Source organism: Lysobacter sp. CCNWLW3 (assembly GCF_036697405.1).
In the GTDB taxonomy this organism is placed as follows: Bacteria; Pseudomonadota; Gammaproteobacteria; order Xanthomonadales; family Xanthomonadaceae; genus Lysobacter.
Genome location: NZ_JBAHWA010000008.1, coordinates 57,940 through 73,767, shown reverse-complemented (window position 1 = coordinate 73,767; position 15,828 = coordinate 57,940). Strand labels below are relative to the sequence as shown.

Annotated in this window: 13 protein-coding genes; 9 read left to right on the top strand and 4 right to left on the bottom strand. The window is 60.5% G+C overall.

Features of this window, described 5'->3' with window-relative positions:
* The first annotated feature begins 151 nt into the window (after positions 1–151).
* Positions 152–394, top strand: a complete 243-nt coding sequence (locus V1318_RS14125) for a hypothetical protein (RefSeq protein WP_332940344.1) — start codon at positions 152–154, stop codon at positions 392–394.
* A gap of 172 nt (positions 395–566) precedes the next feature.
* Here V1318_RS14125 and V1318_RS14120 read toward each other — a convergent pair whose 3' ends face one another.
* On the bottom strand, positions 567–1,187 hold the full coding sequence (locus tag V1318_RS14120; RefSeq protein WP_332940343.1) for a hypothetical protein: 621 nt from the start codon (positions 1,185–1,187) through the stop codon (positions 567–569).
* Positions 1,188–1,586: 399 nt separating this feature from the next.
* Here V1318_RS14120 and V1318_RS14115 point away from each other — a divergent pair, with 399 nt between their 5' ends.
* The 6 genes from V1318_RS14115 (at position 1,587) to V1318_RS14090 (ending at position 6,297) form a co-directional block, all read left to right on the top strand.
* A complete protein-coding gene (locus V1318_RS14115; RefSeq protein WP_332940342.1) occupies positions 1,587–1,853 on the top strand; it encodes a hypothetical protein in 267 nt (88 codons plus the stop codon).
* A 242-nt stretch (positions 1,854–2,095) separates the two neighbouring features.
* Positions 2,096–2,596: a hypothetical protein gene (locus tag V1318_RS14110; protein WP_332940341.1), complete on the top strand. Its 501-nt coding sequence runs from the start codon at positions 2,096–2,098 to the stop codon at positions 2,594–2,596.
* Entirely contained in the window at positions 2,586–3,872 is a 1,287-nt protein-coding gene (locus V1318_RS14105; RefSeq protein WP_332940340.1) for a DDE-type integrase/transposase/recombinase, read from the top strand. Before V1318_RS14110 ends, V1318_RS14105 begins: the two co-directional genes overlap by 11 nt.
* On the top strand, positions 3,862–4,407 hold the full coding sequence (locus tag V1318_RS14100) for a Mu transposase C-terminal domain-containing protein (RefSeq protein WP_332940339.1): 546 nt from the start codon (positions 3,862–3,864) through the stop codon (positions 4,405–4,407). Before V1318_RS14105 ends, V1318_RS14100 begins: the two co-directional genes overlap by 11 nt.
* Positions 4,400–5,350, top strand: a complete 951-nt coding sequence (locus V1318_RS14095; protein ID WP_332940338.1) for a TniB family NTP-binding protein — start codon at positions 4,400–4,402, stop codon at positions 5,348–5,350. Before V1318_RS14100 ends, V1318_RS14095 begins: the two co-directional genes overlap by 8 nt.
* Entirely contained in the window at positions 5,350–6,297 is a 948-nt protein-coding gene (locus V1318_RS14090; RefSeq protein ID WP_332940337.1) for a TniQ family protein, read from the top strand. Before V1318_RS14095 ends, V1318_RS14090 begins: the two co-directional genes overlap by 1 nt.
* A 215-nt stretch (positions 6,298–6,512) precedes the next feature.
* Here the strand turns inward: V1318_RS14090 and V1318_RS14085 are convergent, their stop codons facing one another.
* Together V1318_RS14085 and V1318_RS14080 are read right to left on the bottom strand one after the other, a co-directional pair.
* A complete protein-coding gene (locus V1318_RS14085; protein WP_332940336.1) occupies positions 6,513–7,739 on the bottom strand; it encodes a hypothetical protein in 1,227 nt (408 codons plus the stop codon).
* A gap of 763 nt (positions 7,740–8,502) precedes the next feature.
* Positions 8,503–8,688 carry a hypothetical protein gene (locus V1318_RS14080; RefSeq protein ID WP_332940335.1) on the bottom strand — a complete coding sequence of 62 codons (186 nt, stop codon included), beginning with the start codon at positions 8,686–8,688 and terminating at the stop codon, positions 8,503–8,505.
* 433 nt (positions 8,689–9,121) lie between these two features.
* On the opposite strand from V1318_RS14080, the gene V1318_RS14075 reads away from it, so the two are divergent.
* Together V1318_RS14075 and V1318_RS14070 are read left to right on the top strand one after the other, a co-directional pair.
* Positions 9,122–13,855 (top strand): RHS repeat-associated core domain-containing protein, encoded by a 4,734-nt coding sequence (locus tag V1318_RS14075; RefSeq protein WP_332940334.1) that lies wholly within the window; start codon positions 9,122–9,124, stop codon positions 13,853–13,855.
* A 5-nt stretch (positions 13,856–13,860) separates the two neighbouring features.
* Positions 13,861–14,310 carry a hypothetical protein gene (locus V1318_RS14070; protein ID WP_332940333.1) on the top strand — a complete coding sequence of 150 codons (450 nt, stop codon included), beginning with the start codon at positions 13,861–13,863 and terminating at the stop codon, positions 14,308–14,310.
* Positions 14,311–14,478: 168 nt separating this feature from the next.
* Here V1318_RS14070 and V1318_RS14065 read toward each other — a convergent pair whose 3' ends face one another.
* The gene (locus V1318_RS14065) at positions 14,479–15,816 is read right to left on the bottom strand and encodes an RNA-binding domain-containing protein (RefSeq protein ID WP_332940332.1); all 1,338 of its coding nucleotides are present in this window, start codon (positions 15,814–15,816) and stop codon (positions 14,479–14,481) included.
* Positions 15,817–15,828: the final 12 nt, after the last annotated feature.

Genomic DNA, 15,828 nt, shown 5'->3' with positions numbered 1-15,828 from the left:
TATACGAGCGGGCCAATTCCAATCCATCGAATACCGGCGTGATCGCAACGATCGCGCCCCCGTAGACGGTTAGAGCAGCGGATTTATATCCCGTAGCGCCAGGTAAGCGGCCGGTGTCGGTCCGAGTCCGAACGGGGGCACCACTATCGCCATGGTATTTCTAGTCACAGTTGAAGCGGCCGGTGACCACTTGGTGGCCAAGTTCACCGATGGCCGTGAGCTTAGTGCCGATACAGCCGCCGCGATGGCCGACCAGCTACGCGAGGCAGGCATCAAAGCCGACCAAGTACGAATGCCCGATTGGCGCGAGGGTGATATCGCTCCGCACACAGAAGAGAAGATCGAAATCTTCTATCGGCTGCGTCAGTGGGAAATGGGTAGGCAGCCTGGTTGACCCTGGGTCCGTATAAGCACTCGTTATTGTTGGTGTGGATTGGGATTCTATTCCTGCAGCCTGAAGGACCTTCAGAAAAAATGCGCCGCGCGGACTTGGTTTCCAGTTTGCGCGTTCTGAGGTGGCGGCAATAGAGGGCGGGTCGCCAACTTTGAACGACGAAACGGAGGGGTCACGCCGCTGCCTGCATTTGGCGTGCTATCTCCCTGGCGGAGAGGCCGCTGATCCAGACGGAATCCAGTATTGGATCGTCGTGCTCTACAAACCGCAGGGTTTCTGGATCTCGCGATCGCTTCTCGCGTGCTGGCTGATACATGGGATTGGCCGCAAGCGCGTCGATGATTTCCCAGTCGACATCGAAGAGCAGCAGAGATAGCGGCATCCTTGCTTGCATCCCCTCGACGCACTGCCTCAAGAGCTCTCTCGCGGGGGCTGTCCAGGGGGCTTTAAGGACGGCAGGCATCGCCCGATACAAGTCTTTGCAGCGCTCCGCGTGTGCGATGGCATCCGAGTTGGCCTCCGCAAGTTTTACGAGTGCGACGATGCCGAAGAATCCCCAGATGTCACCTCGTGCGACTAACGGCCCCGTGTCGTCGCGGAGCATGGTGAAGGTCTCGGCTCCGTCTGGAAACTTCCACACGTGCCCGCCAGTGCTGCGTGACCGGTAGCGGTCAATGATGCGCCGCACGTGACGAACAGACGTGGGTTCATTTGCCATCAGCTCGTAGAAGGGCAACTGGAAATACTTTGATGTACCAGGTACGCGCCTTTCCAGCGATCGAGCAGAGAGCAACGTAGGTTGCGCTTTTCCGTTGATCCACTTTCGAACCAGGCCGGAATTCGCCTTGGGCTTAGGGCGGCTGGATGGGTCTCGCGAAGTGCTAGGTCCTTGTGGACGGGCGTCGACGAAGCGACGCGCGAACTCTTTTGGGGTCGTGCCGGTTAAGTGAAGAGCATGGTGCAACCACAAGCAGCCGCGTAGCGCCCTCCATGGCGTTCGCTGAGAGCGCTGGGGGTGGCTTGCGTTCAGGCGCCTTAAAGCGTCCTGCGGGGGGGCGGGGTCCATGAGTCAGATTCCCTCTGTCTGAATGGCCAATAGATTGACCGGCCTTCCTCCTGCGCAGGATGCCTATCCTACTGAGCAGCACACAAGTGGACCGTGGCGTTGAGACGTCAACGGATAGCCCCAGCCATGCCCGATGATCGCGAACATTCCCTCCGGCAGAAATACGGCGAGCTGCTGAGTCTGGCCGATGTGGCCGAAGCACTGCGCTTTCGCAGCGTCCAGGCCGTTCAAAAGGCGCGCCAACGAGGAACGTTAGGGTTGCCGGCCCAGGAACTGCCCGGCAGGCGGGGGTGGTTTGTCACCGCGCGGGCCGTTGCTCTTTATCTGAATCGCCTCGACCGGGACGAAATCGAACATTCCATGCAGCCCAAGGAGGCCATGCCCGACAACTGAGTCAATCGTTTTCCGTTACGAGGCCCAGAAACGAGAAAACCCAAGCGCAGCCACGCTTGGGTCCCTTTTGTATCTCGTTTTTCGGTGCAGCGGTCGAACTTGACGGTCTCGACGCCTTTAGCCTCCCATGCCCGCCCCTCGTGCGTCAAGAGAGGGGCGAGTATGGCGCTCGGCCCAGGACACAGCTGCGCCAGGGCCTCAATCCATTCAAACCCTAGGATTGAGGTGTACTCATGTGCTGCATGACCGACTTGCGCGGCCGCTTGGCTGTGCCCACCACCGACCCTTATGAAATCGAAGGGATCGTCCCTGACCACCGCCGCATTCCTCTTTCCCACAGCACGCATGTACGCGGCTGGCACCCGGTTCGGGAGGGGCATCCGGCGGTCGCGTTCGAGTCCTATTTGGAGCGCCGTGCCATTTCGGCACTGGCTCGGTACCGGCAACTGGTGTGGATCAAGACCCAGCCGGTAACGATCTTGTATCGCCACGATGGCCGTGCGCACCGCTATACCCCGGATCTGTTGGTGCAGCTCTCTGAGGTGCCCGCCGCATTGGCGGCGCTGGGCTTCGAGGCGCTGACCTACGTTGAGGTCAAGCCCCAGCGCCGCGCAATCGAAGCGGAGCAAACACTCCGGCGCCAGTTCAGCGTGGTGCGGCAAGCCACCGGTCACGCCATGGCGCTGATCACGGATTGGGACCTGCCGGCCGACGAGGGCCAGGAGCACCGCTATGGCCCTTGAGCTCAGGGTAGGGCAGACGGTCCTCTATCAGGGCCTGCGCGCTTCGGTGCTGGAGATATCCAGTTACAACACCGTCCTCATTGATCTGGGCGAGGCGGGGGTTGTGGCCGTCGGCTGCAATGAAGTGGTCGCCATAGCGCCGGCCAAGGATGCTCTGGCCGGCTCAAGCCTTTCGCGCATCTCCAACCAAGACTGGCAAAAGGCCGCTGCTCGAGCCGCCACAATCCGCAGCCTGATCGCGGACGGCTCCCCGATTACCCGCGACGTTGAAGCTGCCGCCTCCAAGCTGGGCATGTCCGAGCGCCATTTGTGGCGCTTGATCCGCGACTTTCGACAGCATGAGACCACCAGCGGCCTGGTTTGCCAGAGCGGCGGCCGCAAGCCCGGTGCCAAGGTGCTGTCCATCGAGGCCGAACGGGTGATCGCCGAGATGATCGAAAAGCACTTCCTCCAGCCTGAGCGCTGGACTCTGACAGCGCTGCACGAACGTGTCGTGGCGGAGTGCAAGCGACAGGGAATTAGGCCGCCGTCGTACAAGACGGTTGCGTCGAGAACTGACGCTTATCGGAACTTCGAGTCGCAACGTAGGCGGATCGGGGCCAAGGCTGCTCGCTATCGATATAGGCCGATGCCAGGCCATGTCGACGTCAGCCGGCCCTTGGAGCGCGTCGAGATCGACCACTCGCCATTGGACGTGATGGTGCGCTCCGACGATCCCTACTGCGATTACGTGGGTCGTCCCTGGCTGACGGTCGCGATCGACGTGTACACCCGTTGCGTCCTCGGAATTCACATCGGCTTCGAGGCGCCATCCATTTTGTCGGTCGCACTGTGCGTGACCCACGTCGTGCTGCCTAAGTCGCCGGCCGCCGAGTTCGGCGTGCCGTTGGACTGGGACATGCATGGACTACCGCGGGGGATCGTCGTGGATAACGGAAGCGACTTCGTTTCTGCCGCGTTTCGGCGTGGCTGCGAGCAGTACGGGATCCTGCTCGAGTACCGCCCGGGAGGCAGTCCGCATTACGGCGGGACCATAGAACGTCTGATTGGGACGGCGATAGGGCAGTGTCACCTGCTCCCAGGAACCACCAAGAACTCGGTCAGGGCGCGCCGCGACTACGACAGCGTCAAGCATGCCGCACTAACCCTCAGTCAAGCACGCGCATGGTTTGTGGAGCAATTGCTGGGCCGGTACCACCTGGCGCCGCATCGCATGCTGCGCGTCCCTCCGGAAGTCGCGTGGAAACGCGCCATGGAGGCCGAGCGTGCAGCATGATCCTTTGGAGTTCCTGGCAGCCTTTCTGCCTGGTGACTATCGGGTGCTTACCCGAACTGGCGTAGAGATCAACAACCTTCAGTACTGGTCAGACACCTTATCTCCATGGGTTGGCCAGCATAAGAAGGTCATGGTGACTTACGACCCCAGGGACATCACGTCCGTCTACACCCGTACGCCGGGCGGCGTGTTGGTTCGCTGTTCGGTGACTACCCCGGGCATAGCGGCGATCTCGTTGGCCGAGTGGCAGTCCAGGCGCCGCTACGAGAACAGTCTTGGGAAAGACCCGGAGCGTGTCGCCAGGAAGCACGCCAGCATGCGCCGTAACGATGAGCGAGTTGCGGAGGCCAAGGCCTCTAGGCGCGTGCGCCGTCGGCGCGCGACACAGGCCGCGGGCGACCGATTCCGCGGCCCATCGGATCCTACACCGGAGTCCTCTCTGCTTTCGAATACCGCCGTTCACATTGTCCCCGAGTCCAAGCCGGTCGGTGGCACAACTCCAATTCAGATCTATGAGATCGATATCTATGACTAACTTCGACACCACTGTATCCCCCGATGACGACGCGCGTCCTGCAGGGCATCCCGATCGGGGCGGGCCCGTTTCTGGACGTTTAGAGCCGGCAACGCAGGCCCTTCTGGACGCACCCTTGGACGTGCGTATCCAGCACGTGCTGCAAGACCGACTCGTCCGATACCCCGCCTTCGATGCGGTAAAGAGTCAAGCTGAGTGGCTCATCTACGAGCCGAGGCAAACTCGGGCGCGTGGGATCGTCGTGAGCTCGGAACGTGGCAACGGCAAGACGACGTTGGCCCACATTATCAATCGCCAGTACAACGACCGATGCAACCTCGATCGACCGTTCGTGGTCGAGATCAGCATGTCGGGCGCGCGCGATGCGCGCACCGTCTATGGCCGCATCCTGGAAAGCCTGGGAAGTCCGGCTCGGATTTCCCACCGAGTGAGTGACCGGGAAACACTCGTCAGCCGCCTGCTACGCAGCGTGGGGTGTCGCCTCCTAGTGCTGGACGAGGTGCAGGACATCATGCTCGGTAATGAACGCGAGCAGCAGCGGGCGCTGGAAGGCATCAAATTCCTGATGAACGAGCTGCAGATGCATGTGCTGGGCTTTGGCACCGACAAAGCGTTCCAGGGGCTGGCCAGCGATCCGCACTTGGAGGCTCGCTTTACGGAGTTCGTCCTGCCCCGCTGGAAGGCGGACAGTACTCTCGCGAACTTTCTCGCCACCTACGAGCGGTGCCTCCCGTTTCCCGAGCCGTCTCACCTGGGGCGCGAGGAGGTCGTCAAGTACATGGCTAAGGTGGGTGCTGGGACCTTGGGGAAAATCGTTACTCGACTCCAGAATGCGGCATTGGGAGCTCTGTGTGAGGAGGGGGGCTCCGTGTCAATGTCGCGGCTGGAGGCCGCGGATATGCGCCCGACGCGCTGCGCGATTCGCCCGCAGGGGAGGCTGTGATGGGTGGGCTCACGTTACGGGTGGACCCGCCTTACGAGGGTGAAAGCTTGTCCTCGGTCATCGGGCGCGCGGCGCAGTTCTATGGCACGCCGCTGATGGCGCTGTTAGCCGACCTCGGTCGACCCGCTGGATCCTCGTATCGGACCTATGACTTGGATTTTCGCCCTCATCCGCTGATCGAGTCTTGCATAGGCGATGCTGTGCCGAACTGGCGCTCGCCTGTGGACGGCCACCGGGGCTTCCATCACTGGGTATTGGGATCTTCTCATCGCACCTCCTACTGTGTTCGTTGCTTCGAGGAGGACTTGGCGCTTGGGAGGACACCCTACTTCCGCCTGGATTGGGCGCCCGTGCTCGTGACTAGTTGCTGGAAGCACCGAGTTCCTTTGTTCAACTGGCTGGACGTCAGCTCAGGAGGTATGCGTCGGTTGCCGCGAGCATGGGTCCAGCAAACGGAGGCGGAAGATGCAGCACCTTCCTTCTTCCTGGAGCATCGGCGAAAGCTCGATGACCTTCTCAAGGGCATTGCCGCCGGCACCTGCGCCCGGATTTCAGTTGCTTTAGACAGCTTGGACGTATTTCAGCGCTTAATGGAGAAGCAGTCGCAAGACGATCTGCTCGTCCTCTCCGATGACGATCCAGCTGTGAGACTGCGTGAGCTGGGATACGAGATGATAATTTCGACGATGAGGTTCTGGCGTCAACAGATGGTGAACCGTACCCGCCCGGCCACGATGGATGAAACGTTCGAGGCATGGTTCGACCCCTTTGTCGAATACCCGGAACGTGTCCGCGGCTCATGCCTCAACAGTGCGTTGCGTCGCGCATGGGACTTGGGGTGGCGCCGAAGTTACTTCTTGTTTGCGGCTCAGGCTTTCGCGCCCCAGTACGGGCAAGGTGCAAGCAATCCCTGGTGGGCAGCGGTGCCAAAGCTGGGCCACGCCTAGGCGACGTCCAATAAAAGAATGGCCCGCCGAGCCGGCGGGCCTTCAATTAAAGGATGGCACTTGGGGAGCTGGGCCGGGTGCCGAGATGCGAGCCAGCGCGCCTCAGAGGCATCCATTCGGCCGCGGCTAGGCTGGCCAACTCCGCTTCGTATCTTTGGTCATCTATGTGCGCTGCATAAAGGACTTGATCTTTCAGCAAAAGAAGCGGGTGGTTCTTAGCGGTCAGAGAACACAGGTTTGCTGTTTAAAACCTCTTCGTACTGAACCACCGGCGATTCCTTTTGGGTGCGTCCGCCAGGAGGCGCAGTGCGCATACTCGCGTTAGATACTGCCGGCACTATCGCAGCACTACTGAGTATCGCGTTAGCGGCGCCTGTGGATGGCGAATGATTAGCCGTTTCAATTTCATCCCTCATCGGAACCCATCTGCTTAGGCGCATAAGGATGTAAGGGGTCATTTCGCACGCGATGTGCCCACTAGTGCCGTGGTCACGATTGCCAGCATAGATTGTATACCCGTAAGAAAATGTCGTATCAGTGACTTGTTTCCATTCTCGGTGGCATTTGTTTCTGGAGTTCCTAACTGACACGACCCGCAGACCGGTCCGGGCTTCGCTGGAGTCAAAAGTCCACCCATAAGCGACTTGAGCGGGGGTTAGCTCGATGTATTTGGCATGATTGGACGTTCTTTTGCGGGCCCAATCGTAGAGCCGATCAGCTTGCGAAAATTCATAGGGTTTCGTGAGTCGCTCTAATTGAATTCTAGCTGGTAGCCATGCCCGGGCCGTGCTGTGCTTCGATTCAACAGTGACGATAATGCGCGTTAGGGCTGACTTAAGCTTCAATCGGACAATGCAAGATTTTCCATTGATCAGTTTGTAGCCCTTTTTTAAGCACCCTTCCTGGTCCGTTGCGAGAACGTCTTCGCCTAGAGACACATTCTTGGCTATCCTGGTTTCGTTGTTTATGCCCTGATTGAAGTACTCAATGTGCATAAATACGTCCACAGCAGACACGGGTTCGAAGCGGACACTTAATCCCCCTCCTCGGTTCTTCATGCAGGCGGTCCATGCGGACAAGATGCTCTCATCTCCCGACATGAGTGCGATGTCGATTTCTCTCGTGCTGGTGATCTCGTTGAAGTATTCGCTTTGGATCTGCGCCTTCTTTGCTTTGTATTGCTCCTCGGAATAGTTCCCGCCCAGTACGACTTCACCAACCGGTACTCCGAAGCCTCCTGCTGTATCGGTGCGGGAGCTATGGTAAGTAGACTTAAGAAATCGCGACCAAACAATTTGATTAAAGTAGCTGTCATCCTTGTACTGCTGGTAGGCGTAAGGGCCATCTTTCAGGACGTCATTGCACAGGTCCTGGGCTGCGGCTGGTGCCGTCATAATTGCGAGAAAAGCTATTGAGATGATTGCTCGTAGTAAACGGTGCATCCTGCCCCCTTTTTTTATGAGAAAGCTTCTGACTGATAGCTATCGGTCCAACACGCTGTGCTCACCGCTGCCAAGGCTGAGTCATTCAGCGCGCTAGTACCCTAACAGGTATAAATCAGAGTCACGCCTCGTCGTGTGGGGCGGAGAAGAATTTTCTGGTTATATAGGCGTGAGCGGGGCGACCGAAACGTTGCCACTTCTACGGCCTGCCTAGGGCTGGCTATCAACTCTGTCAGGGTGCGTGGCGTGAAGCGCATAAAATGTGGCGGTCTGCTGCCGCTGCAATTCGAGCCGCCCCGAAGCGCTGCTCATTACCCGTGCCTGGTCTGTCACCGTTCTGTTCGATTCTGCCCGCAGCGTGTCATAAGCTTTTGCAGCTCAAACCTTCGTGCCACAAGCGATATCGGGTGGGCGGCGGTGCCGATTAGGGAAACTGGGTTAGGTGCCGAGATACGAGCCAGCGCGCCTCGGAAGCATCCATTCGGCGCGCGGCGATCGAGCTACGTCACATGATGACAAGTCAACTAGGCTCATGTTGATTGCTTCGAGTCTCTAGAGGGCACAATGATCATCGCCGCCGAGTTGGTGTGAAATTGGTTCGCTGTCAATTTATGAGGCTTGTTACGAGAAGGCCACGCACTTCGCGCCGCCTTCTGATTCTGCCAAGACCCAGCGCATCACAACGATCGCGATAAGGGAACCACTGATTTGAAAGGGCGCCAAGTCTTTCACCGTCGGGAGGCCTATTCCATGCGGAAGTGGATCATTTCGATGGAGGCGGGGCTTCGATGGGAAAGTGCGTGGCCTCGTACGCCTCGGCCAACGTAACCAGAATCCCGAAGCGGCCGCCTTCCTCCGTGCCCGGCGCCGGCTCGTTGTCAGAATACGCGGCCAGCTCGCGCAGCGCGGCCTTGTAGTCGTTCTCGGTGCGGATAGGGTGGATGTTCATGGGGTTTCCGCGATAGCGGCGTCAATCCTGTCGAGCTGGTATGGCGACTGTAACAATGCCTGCAGGTCCGTGAGGGGCAGTGGACGAGCGCTTGACGGCGAGGCGGGTATCGCAGAGTCTGAACCCGCCGACATCCGTCGGAGGCGGCTAGCCGCCCCTCTGTAGTCCACCATGGAGCGTGGCAATGATGCACATGGATTGTGTAGGTCCCGCACCGCCTCAGCTCAAGGCCTGTGCGAACAAGAGCCGTGCATCGCCCACGCACGCGGCCGGACTGTCACCGTTTTGTTCGATTCCGTCCCCAGCCTGTTGCAATTGCGGCGACGGACAAGCCGTGCAATAGCGTCGCGTGCGCGGTGATCGCCGTGCGAGCCAATGTGGTAGCTGCGGCCGGCCGCCGGTCCGGTGCAGTACAACTCGAAAAGGGGATGGTATGGCTTACGAAGGATTGAACCGCCGCCGCTCCACCGCTGTGCGCGGGCGCTCGCTCGCGGCGGCGTTGTGGTCCCTGGCGCTGCTGAGCGGCGCGGCCTCCGCGCAGGAGATCGGGCAAGTCTGGGTCAGCGATTTCGCTTTCAACGGGCCGCACCTCACCGAGCGCGCAGTGCAGCGGGACATGGAAAGTCTTCATGACTTCTCGCTGCCCTACGGCCCCTTCAGTTTCGAAGTCACCAAGCAGACCGTGCTGAGCGATCGCACGATCTACCAATACGAGTTCGAGCGCGTGCCGCCGGTGGTGGGCGAGTGGAGCCACCAGGGCACCTTCGACCCGCCGCAGGCCAACGCGACCCTGCAGATGGTGGTCGATCAGATCAAGCAGCGCCTGGACGCGGAAAGCACAGGGCAGGGCTGCCCGGCCTCTACCGTGGTGACGGTGTCGCCCAACTGGCAGGTGCAAAGCAGTTGGGACAACGGCCAGAGCATCAACGAGCTGACCGGCTACACGGCCAGCTACGCGGTGTTCGCGGGCGGCAGCTGCAGCAGCACCAACGAGAACTCATCGATCTCGCGCAACCGGTCTATCCAGTGCCCCAACGTCACGGTGCATACCTGGAGCGCGGCCAAGCAGGCGTGTGCGGGTGTGCCCGGGTCCGAGATGACCTACGTCAGTGTGCCGGTGCGGACCTGCCCGACGGAAGAAAACTGCGAGACCAGCAGCGGCACCCTGGCCGAGACCACTCACGATTTCGACCTGGGCTGGGTGTCGTTCCAGCGCAGCTATCAATCGGGCGGTTCCGCCGCGGGTGGCGGCTTCGGCGGGGGTTGGACCAACTCGCACAATATCCGCCTGGCCATCGGCACCGATCCGGCCAGCGGCAATTCGACCTTGCACTACGGCTTGGTGGACGCGGACGGCCGGCACACGGCCTTCAAGTCCGTGGGCGCAGCCTACGAGGCCAGCGACGGCAGCGGCGACCGGCTGGTCGCCTCCGGCGCGAACTGGGTCGTGTACCGCGGTGATCGTAGCCTGAGCTTCGATGCCGAAGGGCGTTTGCTGCAGCAGTCGTATGAAGACGGCACGGCCTTGAACTACGGCTACGACAGCTTGCATCGGCTGAGCACAATCACCCACAGCGGCGGGCGTGTGCTGGAGTTCGCCTATGCCAGCGGCAAGGGCGGTGCGCCGGTCGCGTCGATCAGTTCCGCCGGCACGGTGTTGGTAAGCTACACCTACACGTCGCTGGGGCAGGTCGAAACCGCGACCTACGCAGGCGGCGGGCAGCGCCGCTACCACTACGGCGTCTCCGGTATTCCGATGCTGCTGACCGGTGTGACCGCCGAAGACAACCGGCGCTTGAGCACCAATGGTTACGACGAAAAGGCGCGTGTGCAATCGCGCACCCTGGGAGATATCTCGGGCGGATTGTCGATGACCTACTCGGCGGCCGGTACCGCCATCGCTACTAATGCCTTGGGCCGTCAGAACGTTTACACGCTCACCGCGACACCGCCCAGCGGCGCGCCGCGCAAGATCGCTTCGATCGCCAACAGCGCCGGCACGCTCAGCTACACCTACTACCCGGAAACCGTCGACTTCCGCCGCCGTGTCGACACCGTTACCGACCGCAACGGCACGGTGACCAAGCATCAGTACGCCGAACTCACCGACACGCCCAGCGGCTTGACCGTCAGCGCGCATACCGTGATCGAAGCGCAGGGGGCCGCACAGGCGCGCACCGTCGAGCAACGCGACGAGGTGGCGACCAACCGGGTGTTGATGACCCTGGCCGGCAACCGCGAAACCCGCATCGTGCGCAACGCGCGCCTGCAGCCGGTCACAGCCATCATGCGCGATACCGTCACCAACGCCACCCGCGCCACGGCTTATGCCTACTGCGAAGCCGCCGACGTGGCCGCCAGCAACAGCACCTGCCCGCTGCTGGGCCTGCTCAAGTCCGTCGACGGCCCGCGCACCGACCTTAACGACGTCACCACCTACGCCTACTACCCCAGCGACGACGTCAGCTGCGCGTCCGCCTCCGCGGCTTGTCCGCACCGCAAGGGCGACCTGTGGAAGACCACCAACGCGCTGGGGCAGGTCACCGAGGTGCTGCAGTACGACGCCCAGGGCCGGGTGTTGTCCGTCAAGGACATCGCCGGCGTGGTCACCGACTACGAGTACCACCCGCGTGGCTGGCTGACCGCCACCAAGGTCCGCGGCCCTAACAACGCCAGCGAAGCCGACGACCGCACCACCACGGCGATCTACGAGCCCACCGGCCTGGTCCAGCGCCTGACCCAGCCCGACGGCAGCTACATGACCTTTACCTACGACGCTGCCCAGCGCCTCACGGACGTGGCCGACAACGCCGGCAACACCATCCACTACACCCTGGACGCCACCGGCAACCGCACCAAGGAAGAAACCAAGGACAACGGCGCCGTGCTGCGCCGGCAGTTGGCGCGCACCTTCAACACCCTGGGCGAGCAGACCCAGCACAAGGACGCTAGCAATCACATCACCGGCAGCACCTACGACGCCGATGGCAACCCCAACGTCGTCACCGACCCACTCAGTCGCGTGGTCGATCACGACTACGATCCGCTCAATCGTATCTCGCGCACCCTGCAGGACCCGGGCGGCGTCGCGGCGGAAACCCTCTATCAGTACGACGCGCTCGACCAAATAACCCAAGTCACCGACCCCAAGGGGTTGAACACCACTTACGCTTACAACGGCTTCGGCGACGTGACCCAGCTCACCAGCCCGGACACCGGCGTGACTCAATATGGGTTCGACAGCGCGGGCAATCTCAGTACCAGACTCGACGGCAACGACACCCAGCCGCGGACCTATCTTTACGACGCACTCAACCGTCTGACTTGGTTGTCTGACTCGGCGACCGGCCCCGGCAACAGTTATGCCTACGACACCGTGCATAGCTTCTGCGCGAGCGGTGAGACCTTTGCGCAGGGCCGGCTTACTTCGGTCACCGGCCGCAACGGCCGGCCCACGCTGTACTGCTACGACCGCTTCGGTCAGGTCGTGCGCAAGCGGCAGATGCTGACCAGCTCGACGTCCCTGAATCTGCGTTACGCCTATACGCCGGCAGGACAGTTGCAAGCCATCACCTACCCGGACGGCTCGCTGGTCGACTACGTGCGCGACGCACAGGGGCGGGTCAGCGAGGTCGCAGTGACCGCCGGCGGCGAGGAAGGCCAGAACCCCCTGGCCGGCGTGCGCACCGTGGTGCTGACACAGGCCGCCTACATGCCCTTCGGCCCGGCGCGCGGCTGGAACTACGGCAACGGCCGCAGCCTGCTGCGCGATCACGATCTCGATTACCGCCCCAAGACCATCCTCGATGGCGCCAGTGGTGGCCTGTCGCTGCACTATGGATATGACGCGGCCGGTCAGCTCACCGAACTCAAGGACGGCCTGCAGAGCGCGTTCCTGGCGCGTTATGACTACGACAACCTCGGGCGCCTGACGATCCTGCGCGACGGCCCCAGCAGCACCCCGATCGAGACCTACGCCTACGACGCCACCGGCAACCGCACCAGCCTGGTGCACGGCGTCACCACCACCAGCTTCACATATCCCGGCAACAGCCATCGCCTGGCTTCGGTAGGCGGTCAGGCGCGGACCTACGACGGCGCCGGCAACACCGTCTCCATCGACGGCGGCGCCAAGGAGTACGACTACACCGACCTCGACCGGCTCACCCAAGTGCGGCAGGGCAGCACGGTGCTGAGGAGCTATCAGTACAACGCGCTAGGCGAGCGCGTGCAGTCGACCCATCCGGCGACCGGCGCCAGCACGCACGCGGTCTACGACGAGTCGGGTCAATGGCTTGGCGACTACAACGACAACGGCCAGCCGCTGCAGCAGGTGATCTGGATGGACAACCTGCCAGTGGGGCTACTGGCTGGCGCCGATGCAACCCTGAAACTGCACTACATCGAACCCGACCACCTGGGCACCCCACGCGCCGTCATCGACCGCACGCGCAACCTCGCCATCTGGACCTGGGCGCTACAGGGCGAAGCGTTCGGCAACAGCCCCCCGAACCAAGACCCGGACCTGGACAGCACGAACTTCGTGTTCGACATGCGGTTCCCGGGGCAGCGCTATGACGCGGCTACAGGGCTGAACTACAACTACTTCCGGGATTACGATGCGGGGAGTGGGCGGTATGTGCAGAGCGATCCGATTGGGCTCGACGGTGGAATAAGCACCTATGGATATGCGGTCGGCGCGCCTACCTTTGCTTTGGATCCGTTCGGGCTTGCTACGCTTTGTGCGATTCCTATCCGTGTACCGGGCCTGGGTGGTCTTGCTCCGCCGCCTTCACAAGTCGGAGAAACTCTCGGCCAGGCAGGTGGAGCTTTAGAAAAGCGGCTCGCAGAGCAGATTGAGGCTATAAAGCAGCGATGGGATGGGCCGCAGGCCGAGCAGTATGCGCTAGTAGCGATGTGGGACCGATACTACCCAGATGTCCGTGGAGGGAAGGTAATGCTTGCCCCAGGTGATGTTTGGAAATATGGCCAAAGCATTCACGGAAGCGAGCGATATTCGGCTGCGGAGTTGGCGCGGATTGGTTTGAAGTATGAAACTCAGTTCAAGGGAACTCAGCGCGAGGCCCTGCTGCAAGAAAAATACAAGCTGATTGGGTACTACGCCACTCACGGTAGTCTCCCGCCAGGTAATAGAATATTTAAGTAACCAGGATGGCTATGATATTTGCAATTGCCCTAGAGGTTTCGCAAGAGGTGACACATTTATCCTCAGTGATAGCTGAGATAAATCAATGCCTCGAAAGAGGCTTGCTGAATAAGGATTATGGCGAGGGGCTTGATCATGTTTATGTGGGGCTAATCATGACTGGTGGCGATCCTGCTGGCCTGCATAGCCGTCGTCCGTTCAAGTTCAAGAAGACTTTGAAGGTCAGAGATCTTTTGGGAGGGAGGTCTGAAGTTATTAATAATGTGGCGCAGTATGATATAAAGCCGAACTACGATGCCATTAGATTGATGTCGCCAGAGGAGTTTCGAGGCTTCATTGTTGATGAGATACTGGTGTCCGCGAATGTAATACAGGAAAACATGAAGTTCTATCCGAATTTAGATTTCAATTCTTTAATCGGTGACATGTCAGCAAGTCTCCGGAGCAGGAATTGATTGCTAAGCTTCATGTTACTTTTTACTCGCAACGCAGTGGGCCGCATTACCGAAGAATGCCTGCAAGTGTTGCAAATAAATAGGTGGCCATGCCTACACTGTCTTTGCTGTTTTTTGGGTGATGCTTTGTTTCGTGTGTGAAAGGTCTGATAACAGTAGCGGGGCTGGCTAACTGCGCATTCTTTGCACCTCCTTGTCGATCAGTGTTTTCGGGAGTTCAAAGAAGTCGAATAGCTGGTATAGGGGATGCAAGAGACTGTGCAAAATCTCTGGCAGGCTATCGGAAATTTGATTGCTGTCCACGGTCAACGCCGCAGTAAAACTGTCCTGTCTTGCGATATGGCTGGCGTGGAGCACGTACCGCCGCTCCAGATGGATTAACTCGCGATCGCGCAGTCCCGACCAGCTTGCGCTAAACGTGATCGGTCGCGACTCTCCCGTCAGGCGCGGTGCTAGCGTGGCTGCGTGCATCAGACATTCGCCGATGCGCCACACTGGAAGCGTCAGATCGAATGCGGTCCCGGGAGCAGCGCGCTCTGAGCCCGAATCTTCATCGAACCCGCGAATCAGCAGTAGTTGTCCTTGCGTGTTCACACGCCAAAAATCCGCGTGGGCCGGATCAACTATCCGCTTGTTTCCGTCGAGGCCGTGGTAGCACTCGATGACACCATCGAATTGGTACGGCCGGATCCCGTCGCGGCTGGGAACCCACCAAGGTCGCCAACCTGTATAACCGGGAACATCACGCAACAAATTAAGCATTTCGCTAGGCGCACGCGATGGAAGATCGTTGCCTTCAATTTGATAGGCCACCGTATAGATGCCGGGTGGATCGCCCGGCTCACCATCTTTCGCAGGGGGCGCCAATGCCTTCCATCGGGCCATACCTGCCTCGACCCAAGCTTGCAGACGCTCTAGGTTCGTCGGTTCGGCTGGCGGCGATCGCTCGCCACGTCCGTCCAGCACGCCGCGAATCGCATCCAGCAGATCGTCTCGGCCGGCTCGGACGCAACGATCAAGCAGGTCTCGCCACTCGACAGCCGAGCCGGGCTCAGCGCTTTCCGGCGTCGGGCGCCGGATGTACACCCGGCCGGAGATCAGTGTTTTCTGGTCGGGGCTGCCCTTTTTCGCCATGACGGGAGTACGGTGCCCGCCAGGCACCTGTATGACCGGGTGCGTGGCGCCATCTGCTTGTCGTACAACACGGGAGACTTGGACCTGGAAGGCGGGCTCCGCATAGGTGGCGACGATTCGTGCAATAACGTCCTGGCTGTATGCATCCAAGTTCGTGGGACGCGGCAGGTGGCATTCAAACGCCCCATCTGTGAGTTCCTCGTACCCGAGTACGATAAATCCGCCGCCATGGTTTGCTAACGCAATAGCCGCTTTGGCCAGAACCGCTTGATCGGCCTTGACGGTCAAATCCAGCCAGCGCTTGACTTCGATGCCCAGCGCTTCCCGCGGATCGTCTACTAGCGATTGAAGTTGTGCGGCGATCTGGGCCAACGGCGCGTCCTC